Consider the following 25,290-nt stretch of genomic DNA (forward strand, 5'->3'; position numbering starts at 1 on the left):
AAAATCGGCCGGTCCGCTGCGCTGGTTGAAGGCTGCGCTGACCGGCCTCTTGCCAACCCCACCAACCCCAGTTCAGATCACCAAAGGACTCTCGTTATGGCTGGATGAGAAACGGGGGTCACGTCAGCGTATTTGCTGATCAGTTTGTCGGGATCGATAACTGCGACATGCGCTGCTCCAGCAGTACTGTCCTCAGGATAGACGACTAGGTTTGAACCGGAGGGGTTCGCTTGGGACGGAAACAGGATCCCGGACCCGTTTAAGGCCAGGACCTCGCGACAGCACTCCCAAGACGGGCAGGTGCTTGATAGACCCAACGCGGCGTCTTTCCAGTCGTCTCGCCAGCTGTTGAAAGGAGACGGAAGTGTCGCCGGGCCCCGCAAATCGACGACGGCCTTGATGTCGACCTTGAAGCCAACGATCGCGACAGGCAGAGGTTCGGGGTTGCCCTGCTGGTATTCCAGAAAGGCCGTCTCAGGTTCCAGACCAAAATAATTGGCCGAGATATCTTTCGGATTAAAACGCCCCGCGACAAGGCGTGATCCCTTGGCGCTCTGAACCCAGCGCAGGTACTGTAGGGACACGGCGCGATAGACGATGGGGGGCCCGAAATCTTCCAGCTTCACCCGTTAGATCCGAAGCGCAGCGCATCCAGACGCAACAGGATCCGGCCTAGCCCCTGTGAGGTGGCTACGTCTCGTGCGGTTTTGCCGCCGTCGATGACGGCCTCGTCAAGGTAACGTCGCGCAGCCACCTGGCTACCGAACACATCCACCGCATCCTTAGCGATCCGATCGAAAACCTTGCTGACTTCGGAGGACGGTACTGGCTTTCCCAGCTCCTGACCGAATCTGGAAACGGCCAGCGAGAAATCACTGATCGGCTCGCGCCCAGCCCTGACCGACCGAGTTCCAGCGATCGTCGCGTCGCGCGTTTTCTTCTCGCCGGTTAAATTTGCAATCACTTTGGCCCGTTCGTCGGCGCGCGCCGCCGCGCGATCAGCCGACCGCTTGGTCTGGTAGGTAGTGGCCACGAGCTTGCCGGCCTTAGCCTTGCCAAATGTCCCGAAGCGTTTCCGGATCGGGTTGCGCGTGCGCGAGGTGCCGGGCTGTGATGTGCGTGGAGCGGACATCCATTGATAATGAGTGGGGTCGGTTGAAAGTTCAATAAGACGCGAGCGGTGATGCCTCGCCAACATGGATCCTGAAGTCGGCAAGGCGCCCTATCTGAAGCTGCTCGGTCGATGTCACGGCAACTGCGTTTTGCACCTTGAGCTCGTAGCCGCGCGCCCAAGTGCCGGTCGCAAGGGTTTTCAAAATGCTCATAGGCACCCCTAAGGGCCGGCAGCGGTATCGTTTCACCAGAGGTCAACATCCTGTTGTCGTCGATCGGCCCATGTCCGCCTGTGGCGCGTTTCTGACCTACGCGGCCCATCCGACGGCGGCTGAATAGTTCTCAGGATCATCCACGGCGGCGCGCCATTTTCCCAATCAGTTAGACAGATGTTTCTTCTGCGGCTCTAGCCGGTAGGTGCCGTCTGCAAAAAATCTTGAAGCGACGGTATCCAACTCTCTGATTATTCATCGCCGCTCGGCGCGATGGTGTCTGGGGTTTTGGGCGCGGCTCACGGCTAGGCGTCATGCTGTGAGCATCTGACCCGAGGGGAGGCTTATACCTTCCTGGCTCCTCGATCCGCCCTCTTTGTCTGACCTCCAAGGCGCTCTCTGAATCAACGCCACCGTCAGTTTCGATCGGGCTTCAAGACTTGCAAACCGGTCTCAATCGCGACACAGGGTGCGGCTCGTTCAGTCCGTCTCCACGTCGAGTAGTCCATGTCCCGCAAGGTTCTTCTGTCGTCCGCCCTGGCGCCGTTCGGGGCCGCCGCCGTCCTCCTCGCTCCTGTCGCAGCCCTGGCGCAGACGGCGACAGGCCCCACGCCCTCGGCCGATACCAACCTGGGCGAGATCGTGGTGACGGCGCGACGCTCGCCCCAGGGGCTGGTCGCCTCTAGCCATCCGATCACCCGACTGGATCGCGAGACGGTCCAGGCCGGGCGTGCGGTGTCGGACACCCTGTCGGGGGTTCTGGCCAAGGCCGTTCCGGGGTTGGCGGATTCCAGCCGCACGATCACGGACTTTGGCCAGACGCTGCGCGGACGCGGCGCGCTCGTGCTGGTGGATGGCGTACCGTACAACACGAACCGGGACAGTGCGCGCAACCTGATCAGCGTCGATCCGGCCAACATCCAGCAGATCGAGGTCCTGCGCGGCGGCAGCGCCCTTTACGGCAGCGGCGCCACGGGGGGCATCATCTCGATCAACACCCGCCCAGCCGGCGGCCCCTTGCGGGCCGAGACCATGGTCACCGGCATCACGTCGCTGTCCCATCCTTCGTCAGATGGATTAAGCGGCCGGGTGCAGCAGTTTGTGTCCGGCGCCGCCAGCGGCTTCGACTTCGCGGCGAACGCGGGCTGGCAGCACATCGGCGCCGGGTTCGACGCCAACGGCGACCGCCGGGCGCCCGAGCCGAGCCAGGGCGACCTGTTCGACAGCACGGTCTGGAGCCTGGGCGGCAAGGTCGGTCGCCGTGTGGGGGACGACGGTTATCTGCTGGGGTCTTTGAGCTGGTATCAGGCGCATCAGGACACGGACTATGCGGCGGATCCCGCCCCCGGCCGGCTGCCGGCGGGCACGGCCATCGCCCGCCCGCTGAAGGGGCTGAGGCTGGCCGAACAGAACCAGGTGGAAAGCAAGGTCGCCACCCTGGCCTACCGCGACCGCGATGTATTCGGCAGCGACGTCAGCCTGCTGGGTTACTACCGCGACCTGTTCACGCGTTTCACGCCGTTCGATGCGCGTGGCGTCGCGACGCGGGGCCGCAACGTCGATCAGGTGTTCCAGAACAGCGCGGTGGCCGGCGCGCGGCTGACGATCGAGACGCCTTTGGGTGAGCGCACCGCCCTGACCTGGGGCGGCGACCTGAACCGCGAGGTCAGCGACATGCCGCTGGATGTGTTCGATCCGGCCGCCTACGACGCCAGCGGCGGGTTGGTGTTCAACCGCTTGCGCACCCTGACCTACATGCCCGAGCTGACCACCCGAACCGAGGGCGTCTTCGCACAGGTTCAGCACCGGCTGACGGACCGGATCGGCGTCGAGGCCGGCGTCCGCTATGACCGGGCCAAGGCGTCGTTCGACAGCTTCACCCCCCTGTCGCAGTCACAGTCGGCGACGCCCTTCGTGGTCCAGGGCGGCACGATTGACTTCGACGCCTGGACCTTCAACGCCGGCGCGACCTGGGAGCCGGTGGACGGCCACGAACTGTACGCCAGCTTCTCACAGGGCTTCCAACTGCCCGACATCGGCCTGCAACTGCGCAACGCCGGCGCCGGGTTCAGCATCGACAACTCCGATCTCGAACCCGTGAAGATCGACAGCTACGAGGCGGGTTGGCGCGGTCGGTTCGACCAACTGTCCGCGTCGTTCGCCGCCTTCCGCACCACGTCGGATTTCGGCGACGTGCAGAGCTTCAACAATGGTCTGATCCTGCTGCGGACCGCCGAGCGCATCAACGGCGTCGAGGCGGCCGTGGATTACGGGACGTCGCAGGATGTCTGGCGCTTTGGGGGCACGGCGACCTATCTGAGCGGTCACGAGAAGGCGGCGACCGCCGTCCGGTCCCAGGACATGACCGGCTATCGCATTCCGCCGCTGAAGCTGACGGCCTATGTGGTCTATGCGCCGAACGCGGTCTGGGACGTGCGCCTCCAGGGGCTGCACTCTGCGGGTCACGACTATCGTCTGAACGGCGTCGCCACCTTCGGGCGGCGCGAGGTCAAGGACTACACCGTCTTCGACCTGATCGGCCGCTACCGCCTGTCTGATCGAGACCAGGTGACGGTCGGCGTCGAGAACCTGCTGAACACCCAGTACCTGCCGGTCTACAGCCAGCTTCTGCGTGGCAACACCAACACCAGCCGCGTGCCCGCCAATGGCGCGACGCTGAGCGTGTCGCTGAAGCGCGTCTGGTGAGCAGGGCGAAGGGTCGCTCAGGCTGGGCGAGGCGTTTCGATGTCATGACCCTGCTGGACGGCCTGCATCGCTGGACCGGCGGGCTGATCGGCCTGCTGCTGGTGGTGATCGGTCTCAGCGGACTGATGCTGGTCCACAAGGACGCCTGGCTGCGCGCGACCCTTCCCCATGCCGCCGATGTTCAGATGCAAGACACGGGTCGCATCGGCTCCGCCATGACGGCGATCTTCTCGGACCCGCGCGCGACCAGCGTCACTCTGGCGAGCCGGACCCTGGGCGTACACCGGGTCACCTATGGCGACCGCGACCACGGCGCCTATGTCGATCAGACGGGTCAGACGGTGACGCGCTGGGACAGCAAATGGGCGCGACCCGAGGTCTGGCTGTTCGACCTGCATCACTATCTGCTGGTCGGAGATACCGGCAAGACCGTCACGGGGATCGCCGGGCTGGCGGGTCTCGGCTTCGTCATCACGGGCGTGATCCTGTGGTGGCGGACACGGCGTTCGTTCGAATGGCGTCTTTGGCCGCGCGCCTGGAACCGGTTCGGCATCCTGCGTCATCACCGGGATCTCGGCGTGCTGGCCGCGCCATTGCTGATCGTGACCTTCGCGACCGGAGTCATGATGACGTTGAAGCCGGTCGAGATCGCGGTCCTGTCGTTGCTGTCGTCCAAGGCGGACATGGCCGCAGCCGTTCGTGTTCCAGCCCTTCAAGGAGGAGCTTATGTTTCCTCCACGATTGACTGGCCAGGCATGTTGAGGATTGCGCAACAGCGCTTTCCCGGTGCAGAATTTCGGGTGGTCAATGCGCCCTCCAAGCCGGGCGGTTTGATCGCGGTGCGCGTCCGTCAAGTCGGGGAACCAACCCCCAACGGCCGGACCTTCCTGTGGTTCGACCCGGCCAACGGCGCACTGGTTGGCGTGCGTAACTCGCTGGCGCTGCCGGCGGGCGCCCGCGTGGCGGCGTACGAATATCCGATCCATTCTGGCAAGATCGGAGGCTGGATCTGGAGCGGCGCCGTCACCCTGTCCGGCCTGGCGCTCGTCGTGCTGGGCGGCTTTGGTCTCTACAGCTTCTGGCTCAATCGATTGCTTCCCAGGAAGCCCGGCAGAAAGCGAACTTAACTCGCTTTATCTGTTGTTTGCACGACCAGACGACGCCACCCTGGACCTTCTCCCTACGATCAACCGCGCCGCCTTCGGTTAGTCCGCCGATCTCCGATCGTCCGTGTTCAGAACGTCTTGCGAACGCGCAGCGAGTAGAAGGTCCGTGGGTCGATGGTGCGGGTTTCGACATAGGCGATCGGCCGGGTGGTGCGGTCGGCGTAAGCGATGCGGGTCTGCTGATAGTCGTCCCACAGGTTGATCTGGGCGCGGATCGCCAGCGTGGCGGTCGGCTTGTATTCGATCCAGCTCTCGAAGAAGTCGCGCCCTCGCCAGGAGAACTGCACGTCGGGATCGTAGCTGGTGCGGCCCAGCAGCGGAACCCAGGCGGCGCTCCACTGCAGTTTCCAGGACTGGATGTCCTGGGCGAGGATGATGACCGCGTGGGATTTGGGGACGTTGGAAATCGGGCGCGTCTTGCCCGTCGTGGGGTCCTCGACCTCGGTGTGGTTCCAGGTGTTGCGCGCGCTGATCCGCCCGCCGCTGAATCCGAACCGGTCAAGGGGCGCCTGGATGTTGACCGCCAGCCGGTCCAGCGACCCGTCGCCGATATTGCCGACGGCGGACAGGCCGTCCTCCAGCGGGATGACGTCTATGGCGTTGCCAATCTCGTCGTGGCGCAGGGTGATGTTGACGACGCCGTCGCCCCAGAACCGGCGTTCATAGGCCAGTTCGCTGATCCAGCGCTGTTCGGGCTCCAGGTCGATATTGCCGCCGAGGACATTCTCGTTCTGCAGTTCCGCCGAGGCGGCGAAGTCGGTGAAGTTCAGCTGCCCGACCTCGCGCTCGAAACGCAGGCGAAACTGATTTCCAGGCCTGGGGGTCCAGGTGGCCAACAGGCGCGGCTTGACGAAGGAGAAGGTCTTCTCCTCGTCCGCATCGCCCGACTGGCTGATGGTTGAAGTCTCCAGCCGCAGGCCGCTTTCGACGGAAAGGTCGTCGCCCACCCGCCAGGTGCTCTTGCCGAAGAGCTCGCCCCGCGTCTCCTCGACGGTCACCGAGGCCGACGGCAGGGGGACCGGCGCGCCGCCGATGCTGAAGGCCTGGTCGGTCTCCAGCATGTTGTAGGCCCCTTCGCCGCCGAACTCCCACGTCAGTCTGGGCGACTGTTCGAGGCGGACCAGGCTGCGCAGGATGGTCTCCGACGCCCTGCTGTCGGATGCGAAACGCTGCTCGGGGCTTTCAGCGCCCGACAGGGTGGTGCGATTGGTCGAGGCGCCGGTGGTGTCGCTGAACTCGTGGATGAGGCGCGTTTCGGAGGTCAGGCGGCTGTCGAGCGCGCGGGTGAAGACCGCCCCGATCTCGCCGTTCTCGCCGTCCTCCTGATATCGGGACTCGCGGCGCACGGCGGACGAGGTCTGCAGGATCAGGTTTTCAAAATCGTTGACCCCATAGAGGGCGGTCAGGTCGATCTGGCCGCCCAGGAAGGGGCTGGCGTAGTTCAGCCGCAGGGCGTTGCCGCCGCTTTTCTGGTCGCTGAAGAAGTCTTCGCTTCGCAGCAGATCGCCCGCGCCGCTGCGGCGGACGACGGGGCCGACGCCGTTGGAATCATTGACCACGAAACCGTCGGAGAGGGTGAAGCCCCAGGTGCGTTCGCCGTTCTGGGCGGTGTACTGCCATGTGCCGCCATAGGTGTCGTTCCCACCCTCATACAACACGGCGTTGCCGGTGAAGATCATCTGGCTGCTGGACTGATCGCGCGTGATGACGTTGGCGACGACGGAAAAGCCCTGCATGTCGATCCCGGCCGCGCCGCCGCTGATCAGTTCGATGCGCTCGACCTGGGCGACCAGGGTGCGAGACAGCACGCCGGAGCCCGTGTCGGTCTTCGACGCTGGCCGTGCGCCATTGATCAGGATGTTGCCGACCGAGCCCTGGAAGCCGCGACCACCGTCGCCGTCGACGACGCTGAATCCCGGAACCCGACTGACCATGTCCAGAGCCGTGACCGGCCTCTGATTGGCGAAAAAGTCCGGCGTGAAGACCAGCACGCCCTGTTGGTCGACTTCGCTCTGTGGCGCGGACTGGACCGCCTGGGGCTCAGGCGACGGCGGGGTCTGCGCCAGCGCCGGGGCGGCGAGCGACAGGGACAGGGGAGTCAGCAGGATCAGGCGGGCGTCGAAAGAGCGCATGGCGGGTTCCATCAGGGTTGCGGGCAGGGTTACGGCCAAGGTGGCTGGTAATGTCCGCAGCGATAGAAGAGACTGGCGTTCTGGGAGCGAGGGCGGGGGCCCGATCTTGAGCCGATGATTTTCCGATGAACGACCTGTCAGCTCTGCTTCTCAGGCCGATCGAACTGGTGTCAGAGCCGTCGTTCGCGCTTGGGACGGGCATGGTCCACCCGGCCTCCCTGGAGGTGATCTGGCCCGATGCAGGCTGCAAGCTGGAACCCCGCGTGATGCAGGTTCTGGTGGCGCTGAACCGCAGGCGGGGCGATCCGATCAGTCGTGAAGAACTGTCGCGGCTGTGCTGGGACGGACGCGTCGTCGGCGACGACGCCCTGGTCAGATGCATCGTCAAGCTCAGAAAGATCTTCCAGCGCGATCCGGCTGTCGAGATCGGCAGCATCCCCAAGATCGGATACCGCCTGCGCCTTGTCGCCATCGCACCGGCGACGGCCAAGGCCCCGGCTTCGCCGCCTCGTCCCGCCCGGCGATGGCCGCGTCTGATGCTGGCCGGCGGCGTCGCCTCGATCGCGGCCCTGGGCCTCGGCGCCTTTGTCCTGATGCAGCCCCCCGGCGCGCTGGCGACCGAGGCCGTGCGTCCCTTGACCTCGGATACCGGCGTGGAGACCCATCCGGCGCTTTCGCCGGACGGCCGCATGGTCGCCTATGCCGGCGGCGCCGGGTTCGGCGCCCAGAGAGACATCTTCCTGCGGGGCGTCGGGGACGGCACACCGATCCGTTTGACGGATACGCCAGAGGACGAAATGGCGCCGGCCTGGTCGCCCGATGGGCGTCGCCTGGCCTTCGTGCGCCGTATTTCCGGCGCCCCGTGCCAGATCCTGGTCGCGCCCGTGCCCCAGGGTGAGCCGCGCGTGGTCGGCCATTGCTCGGTGGAATCGATGACGCGTCTGGCCTGGACGCGCGACGGCGAAATCCTGTTGTCCGACCGCCCCACGCGCGAGGCCGTGCGTCGCATCCGGGCCCTGAACCCCGATACCGGACGACTGCGCGAGGTGACCTCGCCGCCCGCCACCAGCCTGGGCGACCTGGATCCGGTCGTCACCCACAGGGGGGATCAGCTGGTCTTCAGGCGCGCCTTCTCCTACGGCGTGGCCGATCTCTACGCCGTCCAAGTGTCCGGCGCCGGACAGCGGCGGCTGACCAGCGATGGCTGGAAGGCCGTCGGCTACGCCTTCGCTGCGGATGATCGAACCGTCGTCTTCTCCAGCAATCGCGGCGGTGACTACGGCCTGTGGTCGGTGGACTTCAAACGGCCGGGGGCGCCCGTTCGCCTGAGCCTGGGCCTGCTGCAGTTCGGCCGCCTGTCCACTGATCGCAGCGGCCTGCTGGCGGTCGAGGCCGGCGACTATCGTTCCAACCTGTTCGCCTGGCGCGCCGGCGCCGCGCCCGTGGCCCTGACGGACGGCAACGCCAGCGACTGGGATCCCGATCTTTCCCCGACAGGCCAACTGACCTTCGTCTCGGATCAGAACGGCGGGTCCGAAGTCTGGGTCAAACGCAGCAGCGGCGCCGAGCCGACGCGCCTGACCGACCTGAAGGCCAGCAATGTCTTCTCGCCCCGGTGGTCGCCTGACGGTCGCAGCATCGCCTTCGTCGCGGCGCGCGACAGTCGCACGGACGTCTATCTGATCAATGCGGACGGCTCCGGCCTGAGGGCGGTCACGTCGGACGGCGCGGCGCGTGACGAGTTGGCGTGGGACCACAACGGCGACCTTGTCGTTCCCACGCTCAGGACGGGCGGCTGGCGGATCGAAAGGATCGATGCCCAGGGGCGGGTTACGGTCGTTCCGAACACCGCCGATGTCCTGACGGTCAAGAGCGCCGGCGCCGGCGGGCTCTATGCGGTCAAGAAGGACGACGGCCGGCTGTGGCGTCTGGAGGCCACGGGTGCGGTTCTGTCCTCTCCCCTGATCCGCATCGACCCGGAGACGGCCTGGACCCCTACGGCCGCCGGCGTCTACCACCTGTCGGGAAACCGTGGCGGTGAGGCTATCCTGCGCCTGACCTCATGGACCGGCGCAAGTCGCGACGTGCAGTCTCTGGGCGCGTTCGGCCTGCAGCACAGTCTGGCGGTTTCCCAAACGCAGGACATCGTCGCCGCCAGGATGGTCCGCGACGAAGCGGACCTGTTGGCTATCCGTCTGGTGCGCCGATAGGCGCGCGGCGTGACGCGCTCTGGGCATTCATCGCTGGTCGCAACTGCCGGACCGGCTCATAGAGCAGTCCAGCGCACTATGGATGATCGCGAACCTTCAAGGATGCCCTCGACTTGATCGAAAACTATGGATGGTCGGCGTCTCTGGCGGGGGTGTTCGAACCCCACGCGCGCGCAGGTCATGCGCCGGGACGCGTCATTCTCCAGCAGCGGGACGGCTATCTGGTCGCCACCGACGACGGCGAGCTGCGCGCCAAGGTTTCAGGTCGCCTGCGTCACGAGGCCAGGGAGATCGGCCTTCCCGCCGTCGGGGACTGGGTCGCCCTGTCGGTGAGCCCGTCGGACCGCAAGGCCGTCATCCACGCCATGCTTCCGCGCCGCACGGCCTTCGTCCGCAGGGCGGCGGACAGCATGCAGCGGCTGCAGATCCTCGCCGCAAACGTCGATGTCGCCTTCGTCGTCACATCGATGAACGCCGATCTCAATCTTCGCCGGATCCAGCGTTATCTGGCCGCCGCCTGGGAGAGCGGGGCGCGGCCCGTCGTGGTGCTGACCAAATCGGATCTGTGCGACGATCCGCAAGAGCAGGCCGCCCAGATCGCGGCGCTGGGGACGGACTGTCCCATCCTGATGGTCTCGGCGCGCCAGGGTCTGGGCCTCGACGCCATGCTCGACCAGATGAAAGCCGGCGAGACCGGCGTGCTGATCGGCTCGTCGGGGGTCGGAAAGTCCACGCTGGTCAACGCCTTTCTGAACGAGGACCGCATGGCGACCCAGGCCATCCGCGAGTCCGATGATCAGGGGCGCCACACCACCAGCCACCGCCAGCTCGTTCTGCTGCCCGGCGGCGGTTTGCTGCTGGACACGCCGGGCATTCGCGAAGTCGGCCTCATCGACGCCGAAGCGGGCGTGAGCGCCGTGTTCGAAGACATCGAGCGCCTGCCCCAGGACTGCCGCTTCACCGACTGCACCCATACCAACGAACCCGGCTGCGCCGTGCAGGCCGCGCTGAAGAGCGGCGCTCTGGATCCCGACCGGTGGGCGCATTTCCAGCAGCTGACGCTCGAACTGGCGGAGGCGGAAGACAAGCAGGCGCGGGCCGCCAAGGCCGCCGAACGCCGTCGCCTCGGCGTGCTTCAGAAGGTTTATCGCGCGACGAAGCGGAACGACCGGGGCGGCGCCGACTGATCGGACATCGCAGGATGCCTTTGTGCAGAATTTTGGCCTGCCCTGCGCGCAAACAGGCTAGTTGGTGACTTCAAATCCGAGAGAGTTCACCATGCCTGCATTCACAATCGTCACCACCAGCGCGACCCAAGGCAGCGAGTCCGCCGAGGTCAACACCCTCACCGACGACTTCTCCAACGAGAGTGAAGCGATCGGCTATGCGCGTCGCATGGCGGACGAGATGATCGACATGGCCTCCCAACTGCTGCTGGACTTCGATTACAGCAATGTCGGCGTCTTCGACGGCGATCTGATCGACGAGGACATCACCCCCGACCACGCGGCGCTGATCGGCGTCTGGGTGCTGGATGACGAAGGCTCCGCCTTCGTGCCGGCCGACGAATTCCGCGAGGGCTCAGTCGAGGTCGAACCCGCCTGATTTTTGGGCGTCTTGCGGCGTCCGTCAGCGCCTCAGGAAGAATTCGACCGGCGTGACAAGTTCCAGCGTCGCGCCCGGCACCTCGTCGGGCGGTGCAGGCAGGGGCTGGGCGCGCTGGAGCATGGCCAGGGCCTCGCGGTCCAGCAGGGCGCGGCCCGAGCCGCGTTCGATGCGCGAGGTCAGCACCCGCCCCGACCGATCCATCGTGAAGCGGATCAGGACGACCCCCTCCTGGCGCAGGCGCTGGGCGGCGGTCGGATAGCGTTTCCTGCTGTCCAGATGCGCCAGGACGCGGGTCTTCCAGTCCTGGGGCGCGGTCGAGGCGCTGGGCGCGGGCGGGGCCTGCCGCGAGACCGGGGCTGTGGTGGCGGGCGCCGGCGTCTGGCGTTCGGCGGCGCGCGGGCCCGGCGGCGAGACGGGGATGTTCACGGCCTCGGGCGCCTCGGCCTGGACCCGCATCTGGACCGGCGGACGCGGGATGGGGCGGCTGGCGACGGCCTGGACCTGTTTGGGACCGTCGATCTGTTCGGACGGCGGTCGGGGCGGGGCGGCGTTGCTGCGCACCAGTTCCACAACGATGGCAGGCGGTTCCTCGATCGGGACAGGCGCCGGCACGACGAGATTGATCAGCAGCAGCAGGGGCGCGGCGTGAAGCGCCAGGGCGGCGCCCAAGGCGAGCGCCCGACGCGCACGCACCCTGGGACGCCGGGGCGCGATGGCCCCAGCGTCGTTCAGGATCGTGGTGCGCGGCACGGCCGTCATGCGGCGTCGGCGGTTCCGTGCCGGAAGCCCGCGTCCACCAGACCGCGCACGCGGGTGAAGGCGGCCGAGGCGCCCTTCATGACGCGGGCCTCTTCTTCATCGGTCATGTCCGGGGCGTCGAGCACGGTGGTGAAGCTGCGCCAGTGGTTGGCGCGCCCCTCGGGCGAGGCGGACAGGTGACGGGCGCCGAACTCGGCCGACAGGCCCAGGGCGGACGCGGCCTTGATCAGGAAGGCGGCGCCCAGGTTCGAACCTTCGGCCACATAGAGCCAGCCCAGGGCCGTCGGCAGGTCCAGCGCCTGACCCGCGACGAAGCGCGGTGCGCCGGTCTCGGCAGCCGGGACGGCGCCTAAATCGGCGAGATCGGCCTTCACCTGTTCGTAGCGGCGGCGTTCGGCCAGGTCGGGGAACAGAGCCGCCAGTTCCGGCGCGTCGTAGAGCGCGGCGATGTCGCGGTGGAACATCTGCTGGATCCGCAGAAACTCCGCATAGGCCTCGCGGCTGCTAAACGGTCTGGCGGCCATGATGGCGTTGTCCAGCCCTTCGTGGACGCCGTGGCTGGCGGCCTTCAGTCGCTTGGCGCGGCTTGTTTCGACTTGGGTCATGGCGGGCCTCAGTAGCGGTAGGTCAGGGCGAGACGAACGGTGCGACCGGGCGCGGGCATGATTCCCAGCGCCAGCGGGTCGAGGTAGTATTCGTCCATTACATTGTCGATGTTGAGGTCCAGCGCCGTCTGGTCCGTGACCTTCAGGCTGGCGAAGGCGTCATAGACGGTGGTCTCCAGATACAGCTGCTGGATCGCCGACAGGCCGACGTTCCAGGCCTTGTCCAGCTTGCTGATCGGGCCCGAGTTGTGGACTGCGCGGCCGCCGATGGTCAGGCGATCGTCGAACAGGTGCGCACCCAGCGTCAGGTTCAGATTGAAGCGCGGCGGGTTCTGGGTGTTGGTGTAGGCCCCGACGAAGCCGCCGTCGACGCAGTCGGGCGTGGCCATCAGTTCGGCGTTGTTGCGGCCGGCGCCATAGGCGCGGCGTTCGGCGGCGATGTCCGGGGCGCAGGTCTTGGCCTCGAAATAATAGTGGGCCGACAGGTCGCCGAAGACGACGCCGTCGTCATAGGTTGACTGGAACTCGACGCCCGACACCTTGAATTCGTCGATGTTGCGGATCAGGCCCGCCGACAGGGTGCGATAGTCGCGGGTGATCAGGTCGTCGATCACGGTGTTGAAATAGGCCAGCTTGAAGGCCGCGCGGTCGCCGCCCGTGATCAGGTCGCGACGGATGGTGCTGGCGCCGACTTCCCAGGTGCGGGAGCGCTCGGGCTTCATCTCGGCCGTCGGCCGGGCGGCGGTGAACAGGCCCAGGGTCGATTCGAACAGGCTCGGCAGTTTCACGCCCTCGGCGTATTTCACATAGACGAGGGTGTCCTCGTCGAAGCGGTAGGTGGCGCTGCCGGTCGGCATGAAGGCGTCGTCGGTGCGGCGGATCGGCTGGGACCAGGTCCAGGAGACGGGCACCCTGAGGTTTTGCGGTGCGCCGGCGCTGAAGAAGTTCCAGCCGCCGATGTCGCCCACCGTTCCGCGTTCATAGGGCGAGGCCAGCAGCGAGGCCTGGGTGAACTGGCCATTGGCGTCGGGATACCAGTTCAGCAGCGCGATCCGTTTCGCCAGATAGGACGGTCGGCCGGGGTCGCCGTTCAGCAGTTCGGTGTAGCGATACTGGCCGATGACCTCATAGGTCGCGGGCGTGGCCAGGCGATTGCGGTCCTGGACCTCGACCCGGTTGAAACGCCCGCCCGCCATCAGCTCCCAGTGCGCGTCCGGCTCCCATTTGACCGAGGCGACGGCGCTGTATTCCTGGCGCTCCGCATTGCGCAGGAAGCGGTTGTTGACGAGGTCGTCCATCATGATCGGCGAGTTCGGGCCGGGACCGATGTCCTCGTCGCTGAAGGACAGGCCGTAGTTCAGCGTGAACTTGCCGGCGCGGGTGAGCAGGATCGAGGTGTTGGTGATGTCGCCGCCGAACCGCTCCTGGCTCAGTTCGTTGCGATAGGCGTCCTTGTAACCGGGATCTGTGTTGAAGGTCGGGCCGTCATACCATTCGGTGCGGCGATCGAAATACCAGGGGGTGATGCCGGTCAGGCCATTGTACATCAGGCTGTCGGCGTGGGTGTACCAGGCGTTGATCTTCAGATCGATCAGGTCGCCCAAGTCGCCTTGGGGCTTGTAGCGGTAGCGCAGATTATAGGCGTCCATGTCGACGGTCCCCAGGTCCCATTGCGGAACCTGGTCGCGGTCAACGCGGATGATCTGCGACGCCATGATCTCGCCCTGCTCGCCCTCGTAGCGGCGATAGCCGGCCTCCAGCGTCTGCGCGTCGGTGATGCGCCACGTGCCCTTCAGCAGCAGGGATTGCGACTGGGACGAGGTGTTGAAGACCTCGGCATTGGTGGGGTTCAGGCTGGCCAGGACGCGGCGGCCTTGTGGGAAGTCGTTGTAGTTTCGGTGGCCAGAGAAATAGTTTCCGGTGTCGCGCCACGCATAGGCGGCGACCAGGTCGAACCGGTCCCAGCGGCCCGCACCGGCGATGTTGAAGAACTGACCGCCCGGACGGGTCAGGTCGCCCCGGTCCGTGCGCGACCGGTCGCCATAGGCCGGCAGGCTGCGGGCGCTGGCGTCGGACACGCCGGTGCGGACGCGCAGGCCAAGGGCGCGCCCCGCGGTCAGGACGTCATCGACCTTCAGCGTCTCCATCACCACCACGCCGCCGATGCCGCCGGACGCGTTGGCCTCCAGGCTCGGGCCCTTGTTGATCGTCACGCTGGAGATCAGGTCGGGGTCCAGATAGGTGCGCTGCGACTGGCCGGCATAGCCCCGATAGGTGTCCATGGTGGACTGGCCGCCGTCGATGATGACGGGCACGCGGCTCTGGCCCTGGATGCCGCGGATATTGACATCCAGGGCGTTGGCGACGCGCGGATCGCCGGCGGTCACACCCGCCACGCCCTTGACGATGTCGGCGGTCGAGGCGCCGCGAAATCGTTCGATGGTGTCACGCGCGACATAGGCGCTGGAGCCCGAGGCGCGGTACGGCGCCTCGACCGGATCGCCGGCCTCGCCCGATCCGTCGGCGCTGAGACGCCCGGCCGCGCCGTCCGTCGCCCCCTGCACCCGCACGGGACCCAGGGCGATGGTTCCGTCGGCCATGACCGGCGCAGGCGACAGGGTCACGGTGCGACCCGACAGGCGATACGTCACGCCCGAGCCAGCCAGCAGCCGCGACAGGCCGTCGGACACGCTGTGGCGACCCTGCAGGCCGCGCGTGGCGGCGCCCCGCGTCAGGGCGGCGTCATAGGCCAGTTCGACATCGGCCTGTTGCGCGAAACGGACCAGGGCGGGCGACAGGGGACCGGCGGGAATGTCGAAACTGGGCGCCGCGGTCTGCGCCTGGGCGGCGGGCGCCAGGATCGCGGCCGGCACGACCGCCGTGGTCGCCATCAGGAACAGGCGCATGGCCCCCAGATCGTGTCTTGCCTTGGTCAAGTTCGCCTCACATGGCGCGCCCCGCGCCGTCCTGTATGGTCCGCATTCATGCGAATGAGAATGGTTCTCTTTTAATAGACGCCTTGGGCGCACGAACCGGGACTGTCAGGATCGAAAAAAGTTCGGACCCGCAGGTCAGTCGTGGATCAGCACCACGCCGCCGATCAGACGCGTGGTGCGCACGCCCAGCGTCTGTTCCAGCCGCGCCACGGTCAGGTCGGGCTGATCGATGCGGAAGGCGCCGCTGACGCGACGGGCGCGCACCGACCGGCCGACCACGTTGATCGGCGAAGACGAGTATCGCGCGATTTCCTCGACCACCTGCGACAGGGGCTGATCCTCGAACACCAGCCAGCCGTCGGTCCAGGCATCGACGCCGACGAGCGACGGCGTCGGGGCGGTCGGGGCCTGGTGCGGGCCATAGGTCGAGGTCTGGTTCTCGCCCACCACGACCGACCCCGGCCGCGACGCCGCCCGCACCGCGTGTTCGGTGACCGAGACCCGGGTCATGGGGCCGCGCCGCCTCACGACGAACCGGGTGCCCAGCGCCGTCGTCGATCCGCCCCCGGCCTCGACCGCAAAGGGACGTTCCGCGTTCGGGGCGACGGTGAAGGCGGCCTCGCCGCGCAGCAGTCTCACGGTGCGGCGACCGGGTTCGTAGGCGACCGCGACGGCGCTGTCGGTGTTCAACTGGATGATCGAGCCGTCGTCCAGCGTCAGGGTGCGCTGCTCGCCCGGCCGGGTGATGGCGTCGGCCTGGATTCGGGTCGGGATGTCCAGCCCCATGAAGGCCAGGACCAGGGCGGCGGCCATGCCGGTCGCGGCCATGGGCGCCCAGCGCCGCGTCCTGCCGGCATCCCTGGCGTAGTCGCGCCTGTGTCGCCGCGGCGGCACGGCCGGCGCAGCGTAAGATGGGGCGGAATGGCGGACCGCCTCGCCCATGTCGCGCCAAAGGGCCTGGGCGCGCGCAAAGGCCTGGGCGTTGGAAGGATTCTTCAGCCACGCCTCAAGCTGCGCCTCGCCGGCGGCGTCCAACGCGCCCCCTTCCTGATCGGCGACCCAGCGTGCGGCCTCGCGATCCGCGCGGGAGACCGGCGGGGTCTTGGATCGGGAATGAGTGAACGTCATTACGCCGCCTCTCCCTCAGCCAGCCGCGTTTGGCAATGGCTGATGGCGTGACGGACATGTTTGGCCACGGTGTTCGGCGCGATCCCGAGCCGATCCGCCACCTGGGCCGGCGTCAGACCTTCGACGCGGCGCAGGATGAAGACCTCGCGGCAGCGCGGCGGCAGTTCGTCGATGGCGGCGGCCAGCATGTCCAGCCGCTGGCGATGGATGATCAGCGTCTCGGTCGTGGGCGCAGCATCGGCCATACGCGCATCGTCCGCCGGACCGTCGAACAGCACGGCGCCGCGCTTGCGGCTACGCACCTGATCCGAGGTCAGGTTCAGCACCAGACGATACAGATAGGCCCGCTTGTCCTTGATCGCAGCCGGGTCGGAGATGCGCTGAATCCGCAGCCAAAGGGTCTGGGTGATGTCTTCGGCCAGACCGGCGTCGCCCAGAATACGGCGCGCAAGCCTCAGCAGCGAGGGCCGTTCGATCACCAGCAATTGCGAAAACGTCGGCGTCGGCTGTGTATCTGACTGGGCCATGTAACCGGCGTGATACAGGCGTTGAGAACTATTCGCAACGAACTGTTCGTGGGTCGCTCTGACTCGAACCGAGCCCCCGCATCTGCACGCGCATGTTGGAGATCGAATGCGCAGCGTCAACGAGCCAGCCCAACTCGGCATTTTAAGGAACGGTCAAGTCATCGTGCAAACAGCAGTAGATCAGGCGCGCAGGATCGAGCCTCTTGCATGAAGGAAGGGGTTCGCGACGATGCCAAAACTATGGCTGACGGCATCGCGCCATCGAACTGGAGTTGTTCGGTCATCGGAACTGGAGGTCCCCGGCAGGTGCTGGAGGCCCACACTGATCGTTGCCGTTTTCCTTCTGGCGTTCATTCGAGCGAGAGCGACCGAGCGACAGAGCTCTTTAACCAAGCGCCGTCGCTCGGTCGCGGACCCGCGCCGCATCTCCTCGGATTTCGCAACTTATGAGCGCTTCAGCGCATCGGCCAGATTGACGGCCGCCCGTTGATGAAACGGTGTTCTGGCTTGTCCGGGGGGATTCATGCGCAAGGTGGCAGTGGTCGTCGGTCTGTTGGGGTGGGCCTCCGTCGCCCAGGCCCAGCAGGCGGAAACCTATTTCTATGATGTCCACGGGCGGCTGACGGCGACGACCAGGGCGCCGTCGAACGGCGGCTATCGTACGCTGTATGGTCTGGACCCTGCGGACAACCGAAGCGCGCGCAATGCGGAGCCGGCCAGCGCCCGCACGGCGGGCGATATGCTTCAGGCGGGTCAGGATCTGCTGCCGAACCAGAGGCTGGTGTCAGGAGACGGGCGCTTCGCCTTCATCTTGCAGGCCGGCGACAGCAACGCCGTCGTCTATGGCCCATCGGGCGCGCTGTGGTCGTCGGGCACTTCGAACGGTCAGGGGACGGTCCTGAGAATGCAGACGGACGGCAATCTCGTTCTGATCGGCGCTGCCGGCGAGCCGGTGTGGAACAGCGGCACGGGGGGAAATCCCGGCGCGCGGCTCGTTATGCAGAACGACGGCAATCTCGTCATCTATTCAGGCTGGACGGCTGTCTGGCACACCGGCACCTGCTGCTACTGATCTCGGGGGAGATTATGAAAAACACGCTTAAAGCCGCCCTGCTGGTCAGCAGCGCTCTGATCGCCGCACCGGCGCTGGCGCAGACGCCGTTGAAGGCGCCGCCGCCCCAGTTCTATTCGACGGACGCGAATGGCGTCGATCTGGTCAACGGCGCGTTTCGCTGGAGTATCACGCCTGTTCAGATCGGCGATGCGAACGGCGGGCTGGCGTATAGCCGGACCTATTTCAACTCCAGCTATCGCGACAACGTCACCGGAACGCTGACCTTCACCGGCGGCGTCTACTATATCAGCATCGGCGGATCGACCGACAGCTTCACCCGGTCTGGCTCGACCTTCACGCCTGTGCGCAATGTCGGCCAGACGCTGGTCCAGAGCGAAACCGATCTCACCTATACGACCGCTGACGGCACGACCGCGATCTTCAGCACGAATTTGGCGGACCAGTCTCTGCCTTTGCCGCAGACCGACGGCAATATCGCCCGTATCACCTCGATCCGCCAGCCCAACGGCGAGGTTCAGCGGTTCACCTACGAAGTCGTTTATAAGGAAATACAGACCGACCCCAACTTCTGGGCAGCCCGTATCCGCCGCGTCGAGAACAACTACGGCTATGCGCTGCAGTTTACCTATATCGATGATTTTGAAAACGCCAGCTACTCCCAGATCGACAACTGGCGAAAGCTACAGAAGGTCACGGCCTTCAACCTGGCGGAATGTCCGGACCTTTCGAGCTGCTCGACCGGAACCGTCTGGCCCAGCGCGACCTTCTCGGGCGCCGACATCACCGATCAGAGCGGACAACCGTCTTCTACGGCGCGACCGGGGTCGGAGTCCTGGCGGTTCGCTATCCGGCCAACCCCACGGTCGATGCGCCTCTGGTCACCTTTAGTTCCGGCTCCGCACGTGTCAGCTCCGTCGCCAACGCCGGCGGAACCTGGACCTACGCCTTCGCCGACAGCGGTGGCGCACGCACGACGACGGTCACGGATCCCGACTCCGGGGCTTCCGTCGCGACCTCCAGCCTGGGCACGGGCCTGCTGACCAGTCTGAAGGACCCGCTCGATCGGACGACCTCGTTCACCTACGACACGAACCGCCGGCTGACCAAGACGACCCTGCCGCAGGGCAATTCGGTCGCCTACGTCTACGACGCGCGCGGCAACGTCACCCAGACGACAGCGGCGCCGCCGTCCGGTTCAACCGAGCCGAACATCGTCACCTCGGCCGCCTATCCCGTGACCTGCGCCAATGTGGTGGTCTGCAACGCCCCGATCAGTACGACCGACGCACGCGGCGCTGTCACCGACTACAGCTACGACAGCGTCCACGGCGGGATCACGGCGATCACGGCGCCCGCGCCTGCGACTGGCGGCGAGCGCCCGCAGACGCGCGTGACCTACGCCGCCCAGACGGCCTGGATCAGCAACGGCGCCGGCGGGTTCGTCGCCGATCCTGATCCCATCGTCCTGCCGGTCTCGGTGTCGTCGTGCGCGGCGGGAACGGCCCCGGCCTGTGTCGGCACGGCGGCAGAAGTGCGTCAGACGGTCCAGTATGGCGTCTCGGGCGCGGCCAACAATCTGGCGCCGACCGTCGTGACCCAGCGCGACGGAACCGGGACGCTGAACGCCTCGGTCGCCACCACCTATACGACGACCGGCGAGACGGCGTCGGTAGACGGCCCGCTGCCGGGAACGGAGGACACCACCTACTACCGCTATGATACGGCTCGTCGCCCGGTCGGTGTGATCGGTCCGGATCCCGATGGCGGCGGCAGCCTGATGCGTCGGGCCCAACGTGTCACCTATGACGCTGGCAGCCGTCCGACGCAGGTGGACGTGGGGGCGGTCAACGGCATCAGCGACGGGGACTGGAACGGCTTCCAGAGTTTCCAACAGCAGTTGACGGCCTATGACGGCTTTGGCCGGCCGGTGATCACCGCCCAACACGGCGGGGGCCAGGCCCATTCGGTAACCCAAGTCAGTTATGACGCTGCGGGGCGTCAGGCGTGCCTGGCGCAACGGATGAACCCCGCCGCCTTCAACAGCCTGCCGGGCTCGGCCTGCGAGTTGGGCGCCCAGGGCGCTTATGGCCCGGACCGGATCACGCGATACGGCTACGACGCCGCCGGTCAGCTCACCGCCTCGACCGCCGGTTACGGCACGGCTTCGCCGATTACGGAACAGGCGACCTATACCGCCAATGGCAAGCCCCTGACCCTGAAGGACGGGGCCGGCAATGTCTCGACCATGGTCTACGACGGCTTCGATCGCGTGTTGCATCTGCGCTATCCCGATGCGGCGACCGGCAGCGGGACATCATCAACCAGCGACTACGAGCAATACTGGTATGACGCCAACTCCAACGTCACCAGCTTCCGCAATCGGGCGGGCGAGGTCGTCGGCACGACCTATGATGCCCTGGGCCGGCCCACACTGGTCGATGCGCCGGCCGGCACGAACGACATCGCCTTCATCTATGACCTGCTGGGTCGCACCCTGACGACGACGGCGGGCGGCCAGACCCTGGGCGACACCTGGGACGCCCTGAGCCGCCAGACCTCGGCCTCGGGGCCGTTGGGCACGGTCGGTTACGGCTATGACCTAGCGGGACGGCGCACGTCGATGTCGTGGCCGGACGGCTTCTGGGTCGCCTACGACTACAACCTCGCCAACGAACTGACGGCGATCCGTGAGAACGGAGCGCCCGATTGGAACCTGACGTCCTGGGCCTACGACAATCTGGGCCGCCCAATCGCACAGAGTCGCGCTAATGGCGCTTGGACGACCTGGGGCTATGACGGCGCCAGCCGCCTGACCAGCCTGAGCCATGACTTGGCCGGGTCGGCCAACGATCTGACGCTGACCTACAGCTACAATCCGGCCGGTCAGATCATCACCCGGACAATGTCGAACCCGGCCTATGCCTATACGCCGGGGACGGGCGCCACCGCCTACGCCAACAACGGCAAAAACCAGGTCACCAGCGTCAATGGCAATGCTGTCGGTTACGACAGCCGGGGTAATATTGTTCAGATTGGCGGAACCAATACGCAAACTTACAATGGGCTGAACGAGCTGACGGCGGCAAACACGACTTCGGGCTGGTTGGGAATGTCGTACGATCCCTCAGGCCGCCTCTACCAGACAACGGATGGCGGTGGAGCTGCGATACGCTTCCTGTACGACGGTCAGCAGGCGATCGGCGAATACGACCAATCGGGCATGCTGCTGAAGCGCTACGTGCCGGGGCTGGGGCTGGACAATGTGGTTACGGCTTACGAAGGCGCGGGTTACGACCGGCGCTGGCTCTTGCAAGATGAGCGGCGCTCCGTTGTCTCGATCACGGATGGCGCGGCCAACGCCATCGCCACGAACACCTACGACGAATACGGCCAGCCGGGCTCAGGCAACGCCGGCCGGTTCCAGTACACCGGCCAGATGTGGTTGCCCCAGGCCCAGCTCTACCACTATCGCGCCAGAGCCTATGCGCCGGGGCTGGGACGGTTCATGCAAGCCGATCCGATCGGGTATGAGGCGGGGGCGAATATTTATGCCTACGTTGGAGCCGATCCGGTGAACTGGACGGATCCTTTGGGGCTGCAGCAAGTCTGCGTCGAGAGAAGTTCGCGAGGTAACTGCACGAGATACGTAGATGAGGTTGACCAAGTGGAAGTCACGGGCTTACGCCGTCCACCACCATCTCAAGGAGGCAGAGGTGGCGGAAGTGGGGGCAGTCAAGTATGCGTTCTCGCGGCACAAAATGTGGCGGAGTTTTAGGACTCCGTACCTCAAACCGTCAGGAAATCATCGAGATGGAATGATTTGGAAGACTTGTATTTTCTAGCTGCGCACGCCAGAGCGACGCTACATACTGCGGATACATTAAACGGACAAAATCCGCCTGCATTAGCAACCCTTTCTGGAGGGCTTATATCTTTCGGCGCTTCTAAGACGCCATCACTTGCGCCATTGCTTAGGGGAGCTGGAGCTTTGGCTGCCCCAGTTTTACTACCTTTGACGGGCTGGCTTGCGGTTATGGACAAGGAGGAGGAGGTACAGAAAGATCGCATGATTGCTTATCAATGGAGGATAGTCCAAATTGAGCAGTGTTCCACTATGATTGGCGTGGGTAGTTAATATGGATGATGATAAGAAATCGGTTATTATATGGGCATCAGTTGTAATAGTCTTGGCAATAATTGCTTTGGCGAACTACATTGATGGGGGTATTGCAGAACTTTACCAAACCTTTGCATCGTACTTGATGGGGGTATTTATATTTTGCGCCGTAGCTGCTGCGGCATACTTGATTGTAAATGTCAGAAATCGACGGAAATAATCCGTCGCCATGACCATGCCGCCTTCAGTCGCGCGTTTCCGCAGTTGGAGGCATAATTGACCCAGGCTATTGGGCGGTCGAGCGCGAAACCGACCAACGGAAGCCAAGCCCATTGGCCCAATGAAGCGGATCGGCAGGCCCGAAGATCGGATTAGGTCGAGGCGTTATTATTCCCGCAGCATACAATGGAAAAGATCGCTCTTCTGGACACCCCAGTTAGATGAGTCGGCGGCGTCACGATCAAGTACGACGCCCGTCAGAACATCGAAGAGACGCCGGCGGGGCAGTATGGCTACGACGCCTTTAATCGACTGACCTCGACGGGCGTCGGGGACGTGCTGACCCATTTTCAGTATGACCCGGCGGGCCGGCTGTATCAGGCGGGGACCAGCAGCCGCTTTCTCTACGACGGCGTTCAAGCGATCGGAGAGTACCACGCCTCGGGCCAAGTGCGGAAACGCTACGTCCCCGGTCTGGGAGTGGACGCCGTGCTGACGGCGTAAGAGGGGGCGACGACCGCCGACCGGCGCTGACTTCTGCCCGACGAGCGGGGCTCGGTTGTGGCAATCACAGGCGACGCCGCCCAGGTGCTGGCGACCAACACCTACGACGAATACGGCCAGCCGGGCTCAGCCGACGCCGGCCGGTTCCAGTATACCGGCCAGATGTGGCTGCCGCAGGCCAAGCTCTACCTCCACCGCGCCAGAGCCTTGGCGAAGCTCAAGTGGCCGCCTGCACGGTAGAACTGCATCCTTGGCATGAAAAAGTTCCGGATGGCCGCCACCCCTAAGGATGACGGCCTCGATTTCGGAACAGTCGCTCGACGCCTGGCGACCGAGTTCACGACCGAATGTCAGTTACTGGGATTGCAGGGAAGGCGCGTGCCTTCGCAGCCGCTCCAAGTAGGGAGCCCAGGTATCACAGAGCCTCCTGCGCCCGTGCCGCCGCCGCCACTGCTGCCGCTGCCGCTGCCGCCGCCCCCAGTCTGCTCGAAATAGAACTGCACTGCGGCCGTGTAGCACGCCTCGTAGGTCGGATACTGCAACTCCTCCCACCCGCCGTTGCCGCATTGTTCAACAGCATAGTCAGACGGGCCTGACGCTTTTGCTGTGGTGGGCGCAACAAGGGAGCCAGCGCCAGCAAAAGCGGCGACGCTGACGATAGCCATCATTTTCTTGATCACGACAATCCTACGAGGGAGCCAGTCTCCCGTGAGGATTGCGCCACACGATCTTTTATCTGGCAATGGAAAGCGTAGCTAACGGCCTGCGACACTTCGGCCGGAGTCCACTCGCCCCCGCCGCGGCTCTACGGCGTGCGGCCGACGACACTCGTCCAACGCCGCCGACTTCACACCGTCGAGCGCGATTCGCTGGATTCGACCGGAGGCCCCGCGATTGCTTATGACCGCCGTCAGAACATCGCAGAGACGGCGGCAGGTTCCGTCAAGACTTAAGGCGGCAGTGATCTTCTAGGGTAATGAAGGTCGTCGAAGCCCAGCGATCGCCTCGGCCGCTTCGAGCTTTGCGCGGAACGCCTTTTCGGCGTTCAGGATGAGCAGGGGCGTGTTCAATGCCCAGATGGCGCTGACAACAGGTTCGGCGATGTAGCCGTAGCCGATCGCAACTGCGACAGACCACCCGCTGAGGGTCAGAAAGCATCGCATCGCCTTGGTCTGATCTTGGATCCTGTAAATGGCGCCAGCCACTGTTAAGGCGCTGGTGCGCCGGACACGTTGATTGTCCTGCCGGCGTTCAAGCGCCTTGCGTATGCTCAGGCGCGTGATGACCGACACCGCCCAGTCGGTTCGCCGATTGATCAGATCGTAGTGTTCGGCCTTGTCCCGATTCGGCATCACGCAGCCAACCTCACCAGCGCGCCGACAGATTTGGCGTCGGCCTCGCCACCTCGGCGCAAATGATCGACTACAGCCTCGTAGAGTGCCCGCCGTTTGGCGCCGGGTAGGTCCATGCCGGTTTCCGCCAGCGTTTGTTCCACCGCGTCCACGGCGATCCGCCAGAGGTCGGCCTCCATGCCTCTGTGCCGCACAGCCGGTCCCAGCCCCTCGCCCCGATACAGCCAGATCGGATCCAGATCATACCGTTCGAAGATGGTGAAATAGATCTGGCCCGGTAGGTCGCGCAGGCCCTGCTCGTAGTTGCGATAGGCGCGCAGCGACAGGTCCAGGCTCTCGGCCATTTCGGCTTGGCTGAGTCTCAGGTGCTCGCGCAGTTCCAGCAACCGCGCGGCGATCTGTGGGCGTTCAGGGGGCTTGCGGAATCTTCCCGTGACGGATGCTATCTCAAACGTGCTTGTCAGGGAAGGCCATGATCGACGACCGCAATCATTAATGGGTGCGAACCGCGTTGAAGAAGCGCGGCCTGTCCATGACCGACATCGCCCGTAGCCTGGCTGTCACCCCGACCACGGTATGCATGGTCAGCCGGGGCGCCGGCCGATCCCGCCGGATCGAGCAGGCCATCGGCGACGCCATCGGATTCAGACCGGCCGAGATCTGGCCGGACCGCTATCAAACCGTGGAGGTGTCCATGCCTCCGACCTGATCCTTACATCTCGATCCGGGCGGAAAGGGAAAAGGCCCGTGCTCGCCAAAGCACAGGCCTTTTCGGAAGATTGAAGTCGTTGATCGCGACCCGTTCAATCTCCCCGAAAATCGCATCGCCGTCAAGCAACTCGCGCCCGTCAAGGGCGACGAGCGCGGCTCTGCGCATCCGATCCGGTCCCCTCCGCTTTTTCATTCCATCCTTCGGGGAGA

General features: G+C 65.4%; 23 protein-coding genes. 11 read left to right on the plus strand and 12 right to left on the minus strand.

The features are described from left to right. Positions 1 to 77: 77 nt before the first annotated feature. Genes WC597_RS15990 through WC597_RS16000 form a run of 3 tightly spaced genes read right to left on the minus strand, consistent with a single transcriptional unit; the run spans position 78 to position 1,325 of the window. A complete protein-coding gene (locus WC597_RS15990; RefSeq protein ID WP_372694911.1) occupies positions 78 to 626 on the minus strand; it encodes an RES family NAD+ phosphorylase in 549 nt (182 codons plus the stop codon). Beyond that, positions 623 to 1,132 carry a hypothetical protein gene (locus WC597_RS15995; RefSeq protein WP_372694913.1) on the minus strand — a complete coding sequence of 170 codons (510 nt, stop codon included), beginning with the start codon at positions 1,130 to 1,132 and terminating at the stop codon, positions 623 to 625. The genes WC597_RS15990 and WC597_RS15995 overlap by 4 nt, the downstream gene beginning before the upstream one ends. Before the next feature lie 31 nt (positions 1,133 to 1,163). After that, positions 1,164 to 1,325, minus strand: coding sequence for a hypothetical protein (locus WC597_RS16000; RefSeq protein WP_372694915.1), 162 nt, complete (start codon positions 1,323 to 1,325; stop codon positions 1,164 to 1,166). A gap of 507 nt (positions 1,326 to 1,832) precedes the next feature. Here WC597_RS16000 and WC597_RS16005 point away from each other — a divergent pair. Next, positions 1,833 to 4,031 carry a TonB-dependent receptor gene (locus WC597_RS16005; protein WP_372694917.1) on the plus strand — a complete coding sequence of 733 codons (2,199 nt, stop codon included), beginning with the start codon at positions 1,833 to 1,835 and terminating at the stop codon, positions 4,029 to 4,031. 44 nt (positions 4,032 to 4,075) lie between these two features. Then, positions 4,076 to 5,158, plus strand: a complete 1,083-nt coding sequence (locus WC597_RS16010; protein ID WP_372694919.1) for a PepSY-associated TM helix domain-containing protein — start codon at positions 4,076 to 4,078, stop codon at positions 5,156 to 5,158. A gap of 107 nt (positions 5,159 to 5,265) precedes the next feature. Here WC597_RS16010 and WC597_RS16015 read toward each other — a convergent pair whose 3' ends face one another. After that, positions 5,266 to 7,329, minus strand: a complete 2,064-nt coding sequence (locus tag WC597_RS16015; RefSeq protein ID WP_372694921.1) for a TonB-dependent receptor plug domain-containing protein — start codon at positions 7,327 to 7,329, stop codon at positions 5,266 to 5,268. A gap of 125 nt (positions 7,330 to 7,454) precedes the next feature. On the opposite strand from WC597_RS16015, the gene WC597_RS16020 reads away from it, so the two are divergent. The 3 genes from WC597_RS16020 to WC597_RS16030 all read left to right on the plus strand — a co-directional run bounded on the left by WC597_RS16020 (position 7,455) and on the right by WC597_RS16030 (position 11,144). After that, the gene (locus tag WC597_RS16020; RefSeq protein WP_372694923.1) at positions 7,455 to 9,539 is read left to right on the plus strand and encodes a winged helix-turn-helix domain-containing protein; all 2,085 of its coding nucleotides are present in this window, start codon (positions 7,455 to 7,457) and stop codon (positions 9,537 to 9,539) included. Positions 9,540 to 9,652: 113 nt separating this feature from the next. Beyond that, positions 9,653 to 10,726, plus strand: a complete 1,074-nt coding sequence (gene rsgA, locus WC597_RS16025; RefSeq protein WP_372694925.1) for a ribosome small subunit-dependent GTPase A — start codon at positions 9,653 to 9,655, stop codon at positions 10,724 to 10,726. 91 nt (positions 10,727 to 10,817) lie between these two features. After that, positions 10,818 to 11,144 (plus strand): hypothetical protein, encoded by a 327-nt coding sequence (locus tag WC597_RS16030; RefSeq protein ID WP_372694927.1) that lies wholly within the window; start codon positions 10,818 to 10,820, stop codon positions 11,142 to 11,144. A 24-nt stretch (positions 11,145 to 11,168) separates the two neighbouring features. On the opposite strand, the gene WC597_RS16035 is transcribed toward WC597_RS16030, so the two are convergent. The 5 genes from WC597_RS16035 to WC597_RS16055 all read right to left on the minus strand — a co-directional run bounded on the left by WC597_RS16035 (position 11,169) and on the right by WC597_RS16055 (position 17,102). Further along, on the minus strand, positions 11,169 to 11,906 hold the full coding sequence (locus WC597_RS16035) for a TonB family protein (RefSeq protein ID WP_372694929.1): 738 nt from the start codon (positions 11,904 to 11,906) through the stop codon (positions 11,169 to 11,171). Continuing rightward, the gene (locus WC597_RS16040) at positions 11,903 to 12,511 is read right to left on the minus strand and encodes a biliverdin-producing heme oxygenase (protein WP_372694931.1); all 609 of its coding nucleotides are present in this window, start codon (positions 12,509 to 12,511) and stop codon (positions 11,903 to 11,905) included. Before WC597_RS16040 ends, WC597_RS16035 begins: the two co-directional genes overlap by 4 nt. Before the next feature lie 8 nt (positions 12,512 to 12,519). Then, a complete protein-coding gene (locus tag WC597_RS16045; protein WP_372694933.1) occupies positions 12,520 to 15,447 on the minus strand; it encodes a TonB-dependent receptor domain-containing protein in 2,928 nt (975 codons plus the stop codon). Positions 15,448 to 15,582: 135 nt separating this feature from the next. Next, on the minus strand, positions 15,583 to 16,575 hold the full coding sequence (locus tag WC597_RS16050) for a FecR domain-containing protein (protein WP_372694935.1): 993 nt from the start codon (positions 16,573 to 16,575) through the stop codon (positions 15,583 to 15,585). Beyond that, positions 16,575 to 17,102, minus strand: a complete 528-nt coding sequence (locus WC597_RS16055) for an RNA polymerase sigma factor (protein ID WP_372694937.1) — start codon at positions 17,100 to 17,102, stop codon at positions 16,575 to 16,577. Before WC597_RS16055 ends, WC597_RS16050 begins: the two co-directional genes overlap by 1 nt. A gap of 523 nt (positions 17,103 to 17,625) precedes the next feature. Here WC597_RS16055 and WC597_RS16060 point away from each other — a divergent pair. From WC597_RS16060 to WC597_RS16080, 5 genes are all read left to right on the plus strand, one after another. Further along, positions 17,626 to 18,174 carry a hypothetical protein gene (locus WC597_RS16060; RefSeq protein ID WP_372694939.1) on the plus strand — a complete coding sequence of 183 codons (549 nt, stop codon included), beginning with the start codon at positions 17,626 to 17,628 and terminating at the stop codon, positions 18,172 to 18,174. A gap of 14 nt (positions 18,175 to 18,188) precedes the next feature. After that, positions 18,189 to 19,217 carry a hypothetical protein gene (locus WC597_RS16065; protein WP_372694941.1) on the plus strand — a complete coding sequence of 343 codons (1,029 nt, stop codon included), beginning with the start codon at positions 18,189 to 18,191 and terminating at the stop codon, positions 19,215 to 19,217. 5 nt (positions 19,218 to 19,222) lie between these two features. Next, positions 19,223 to 21,952, plus strand: a complete 2,730-nt coding sequence (locus WC597_RS16070; RefSeq protein WP_372694965.1) for an RHS repeat-associated core domain-containing protein — start codon at positions 19,223 to 19,225, stop codon at positions 21,950 to 21,952. Positions 21,953 to 22,777: 825 nt separating this feature from the next. Further along, a complete protein-coding gene (locus WC597_RS16075) occupies positions 22,778 to 23,017 on the plus strand; it encodes a hypothetical protein (protein WP_372694967.1) in 240 nt (79 codons plus the stop codon). A gap of 57 nt (positions 23,018 to 23,074) precedes the next feature. After that, positions 23,075 to 23,257 (plus strand): hypothetical protein, encoded by a 183-nt coding sequence (locus WC597_RS16080; protein ID WP_372694943.1) that lies wholly within the window; start codon positions 23,075 to 23,077, stop codon positions 23,255 to 23,257. Between the two features lie 728 nt (positions 23,258 to 23,985). Here WC597_RS16080 and WC597_RS16085 read toward each other — a convergent pair. Further along, on the minus strand, positions 23,986 to 24,369 hold the full coding sequence (locus tag WC597_RS16085; protein ID WP_372694945.1) for a hypothetical protein: 384 nt from the start codon (positions 24,367 to 24,369) through the stop codon (positions 23,986 to 23,988). Next, positions 24,369 to 24,755: a helix-turn-helix transcriptional regulator gene (locus WC597_RS16090; RefSeq protein WP_372694947.1), complete on the minus strand. Its 387-nt coding sequence runs from the start codon at positions 24,753 to 24,755 to the stop codon at positions 24,369 to 24,371. Before WC597_RS16090 ends, WC597_RS16085 begins: the two co-directional genes overlap by 1 nt. Positions 24,756 to 24,868: 113 nt before the next feature. On the opposite strand from WC597_RS16090, the gene WC597_RS16095 reads away from it, so the two are divergent. Beyond that, complete coding sequence (locus WC597_RS16095; protein ID WP_372694949.1) at positions 24,869 to 25,078, plus strand: transcriptional regulator; 210 nt, start codon at positions 24,869 to 24,871, stop codon at positions 25,076 to 25,078. A gap of 3 nt (positions 25,079 to 25,081) precedes the next feature. Here WC597_RS16095 and WC597_RS16100 read toward each other — a convergent pair whose 3' ends face one another. Continuing rightward, complete coding sequence (locus WC597_RS16100; protein WP_372694951.1) at positions 25,082 to 25,246, minus strand: hypothetical protein; 165 nt, start codon at positions 25,244 to 25,246, stop codon at positions 25,082 to 25,084. Positions 25,247 to 25,290: the final 44 nt, after the last annotated feature.

The sequence above is a fragment of the Brevundimonas sp. genome (assembly GCF_041648115.1).
Taxonomy (GTDB): Bacteria; Pseudomonadota; Alphaproteobacteria; order Caulobacterales; family Caulobacteraceae; genus Brevundimonas.

What these genes read in the sequence shown, in the direction of transcription:
- WC597_RS15995 (WP_372694913.1), bottom strand. Translation starts at nt 1,132, where the DNA reads ATGTCCGCTCCACGCACATCACAGCCCGGCACCTCGCGCACGCGCAAC.
- WC597_RS16000 (WP_372694915.1), bottom strand. Translation starts at nt 1,325, where the DNA reads ATGAGCATTTTGAAAACCCTTGCGACCGGCACTTGGGCGCGCGGCTAC.
- WC597_RS16005 (WP_372694917.1), top strand. Translation starts at nt 1,833, where the DNA reads ATGTCCCGCAAGGTTCTTCTGTCGTCCGCCCTGGCGCCGTTCGGGGCC.
- WC597_RS16010 (WP_372694919.1), top strand. Translation starts at nt 4,076, where the DNA reads ATGACCCTGCTGGACGGCCTGCATCGCTGGACCGGCGGGCTGATCGGC.
- WC597_RS16015 (WP_372694921.1), bottom strand. Translation starts at nt 7,329, where the DNA reads ATGCGCTCTTTCGACGCCCGCCTGATCCTGCTGACTCCCCTGTCCCTG.
- WC597_RS16020 (WP_372694923.1), top strand. Translation starts at nt 7,455, where the DNA reads ATGAACGACCTGTCAGCTCTGCTTCTCAGGCCGATCGAACTGGTGTCA.
- WC597_RS16030 (WP_372694927.1), top strand. Translation starts at nt 10,818, where the DNA reads ATGCCTGCATTCACAATCGTCACCACCAGCGCGACCCAAGGCAGCGAG.
- WC597_RS16035 (WP_372694929.1), bottom strand. Translation starts at nt 11,906, where the DNA reads ATGACGGCCGTGCCGCGCACCACGATCCTGAACGACGCTGGGGCCATC.
- WC597_RS16040 (WP_372694931.1), bottom strand. Translation starts at nt 12,511, where the DNA reads ATGACCCAAGTCGAAACAAGCCGCGCCAAGCGACTGAAGGCCGCCAGC.
- WC597_RS16050 (WP_372694935.1), bottom strand. Translation starts at nt 16,575, where the DNA reads ATGACGTTCACTCATTCCCGATCCAAGACCCCGCCGGTCTCCCGCGCG.
- WC597_RS16055 (WP_372694937.1), bottom strand. Translation starts at nt 17,102, where the DNA reads ATGGCCCAGTCAGATACACAGCCGACGCCGACGTTTTCGCAATTGCTG.
- WC597_RS16060 (WP_372694939.1), top strand. Translation starts at nt 17,626, where the DNA reads ATGCGCAAGGTGGCAGTGGTCGTCGGTCTGTTGGGGTGGGCCTCCGTC.
- WC597_RS16065 (WP_372694941.1), top strand. Translation starts at nt 18,189, where the DNA reads ATGAAAAACACGCTTAAAGCCGCCCTGCTGGTCAGCAGCGCTCTGATC.
- WC597_RS16085 (WP_372694945.1), bottom strand. Translation starts at nt 24,369, where the DNA reads ATGCCGAATCGGGACAAGGCCGAACACTACGATCTGATCAATCGGCGA.
- WC597_RS16100 (WP_372694951.1), bottom strand. Translation starts at nt 25,246, where the DNA reads ATGCGCAGAGCCGCGCTCGTCGCCCTTGACGGGCGCGAGTTGCTTGAC.